The organism is Candidatus Neomarinimicrobiota bacterium, from assembly GCA_012964825.1.
Classification (GTDB): Bacteria; Fidelibacterota; Marinisomatia; order Marinisomatales; family S15-B10; genus UBA2125.
The window spans coordinates 1-1,857 of the sequence record DTTI01000060.1 but is presented as its reverse complement, the minus strand read 5'-3'; the positions used below and the strand labels follow the sequence as shown (position 1 = coordinate 1,857).

Here is a 1,857-nt window from a genome sequence, read left to right as displayed (position 1 = left end):
TAGAGCAGCGGAATCATAATCCGCGTGTCGGGGGTTCAAGTCCCTCCTCCGCTACTGATTAAAATGTAGCAGTTTCTCCTCGAGAAAACAGGAACTTAGTAAGGAAAAAGAGTAGCTTAAACGCTACCCTTTTGGGTAAGTGATTTTTACGGAGTTTATAGATTATCTACGCATTATGATCAATCTCAACTTGGAATCGAAACCGACGGGGGACAGTCGGGATGAAAGAAGCACACATTTTTCGGTGCATTCATTCAACTATATTGATTAAGTTTTTCACATAATTATTTTCACATAATTATTAAATAGTTTAGATCATAAAGGAATAATAATAAGGAGATAACATGCTATTTCATGCAACTCATACACACAGTTACCAGACCTGCCACGCTCATGATGAGAATAGAAAGGCTAAAGTGGTGGAAGCCGTCCAGGCTTCTGAAGAAATCGGGATCAAGATCCACGGCATCTATGTTGATCCGCCGGGACATAGTGCATACTTTGTCTTGGAAGCGGACACCATGGAACAGGTGGTCAAATTCTTTGACCCCATGTTTGAATTAGGCGATACTGATATTCATCCAGTTATGAGCATGCAGGCTGCTCTTGACGCATTAAAAAGTACTGATTAAATAAATTTTACTGTCAACTCATACATCAAGCCCCACTTTCGTGGGGTTTTTTGTTAAGAAACATACCCTTTTTCTTTGTACTAAAATGAAAATTAAGTCTTATCTGCTCTCTATAACTCTTACGACTGTTCTTATGGGCATAGGAGATAATCATTTTATCTCAAATCAATTGGAAACGGTCTCAGTCAGTGAGGCGCCGGTGGTTGATGGAAATGTTATGGATGACCCGGTTTGGGAGATTGCACCTGTTGTCACATCATTCACACAACAAACACCAGATGAGGGGGAGAGCATATCTGAAAAAACTGAAGTGCGGGTCATGTACTCTTCAGAAGCACTTTACGTAGCGGTAGTCTGCTTTGACAGTGAGCCGGAACGAATCGTTGTATCTGATACACGCCGCGACGCTTCACTGAAGGATTCTGACAGCTTTCGGTTTATTTTGGACACCTTTCATGACAAACAGAACGGTTACATTTTTGGTACCAATCCTGCCGGAATCGAATATGATGCGCAGGTGAATAAAGAAGGACAAGGTGGATTTAACACGGGGCGCCAGTCTGTTGGGGCCGGCGGTGCCTTCAACCTTAACTGGGACGCAGTTTGGGAAGTTCAGACAGTTGTGGGCGATTTCGGCTGGAGTGCTGAATTTGCTATTCCGTTCAAAACTCTACGATTCAAAGAAATCGAAGAACAACAATGGGGCATTAACTTCGAGAGGGTCATTGCAAGGAAGCAGGAAGACGCTTACTGGATACCAATCCCCAGGCAGTTCAACATAAATCGTGTTTCCATTGCTGGTACATTGACGGGTCTTGTCATAACCAACCCTAAAAATCTGAAAATAATACCTTATGGATTAGGACAGACTTCTACCGAAGCCGCAGGCCAGAGCCAGCTCGGTTTGGATGCCAAATACAGCCTCACATCAAGTCTTACCTTAGATTTTACCTACAATACAGATTTTGCTCAGGTAGAAGCTGATGAAAAACAGATTAACCTTGACAGGTTCAGCCTTTTTTTTCCGGAAAAAAGGTCCTTCTTTCTGGAGAATGCCGGTCTTTTTTCCGTAGGTGAGCCAACCTATTATGGGCCCGATATTGAAATGTTCTTCAGTAGACGAATCGGTATCGGTCCTGGTGGATCATCAGTGCCCATTTTAGGAGGTGCCCGGTTGACGGGGACTGCCGGCGGATTGAATATTGGTGTCCTCAATATGCAAACT

General features: G+C 43.3%; 2 protein-coding genes. Both read left to right on the top strand.

Annotation, left to right across the window (positions count from 1 at the left end):
- The first annotated feature begins 344 nt into the window (after nucleotides 1-344).
- Nucleotides 345-632, top strand: a complete 288-nt coding sequence (locus EYO21_06030) for a hypothetical protein (protein HIB03367.1) — start codon at nucleotides 345-347, stop codon at nucleotides 630-632.
- An 85-nt stretch (nucleotides 633-717) separates the two neighbouring features.
- The coding region (locus EYO21_06025) for a hydrolase (GenBank protein HIB03366.1) at nucleotides 718-1,857 on the top strand (1,140 nt) is incomplete at its 3' end.

Bases quoted from the DNA above. Each gene is read 5' to 3' on its own strand.
- EYO21_06030 (HIB03367.1), top strand. From the start codon at position 345: ATGCTATTTCATGCAACTCATACACACAGTTACCAGACCTGCCACGCT.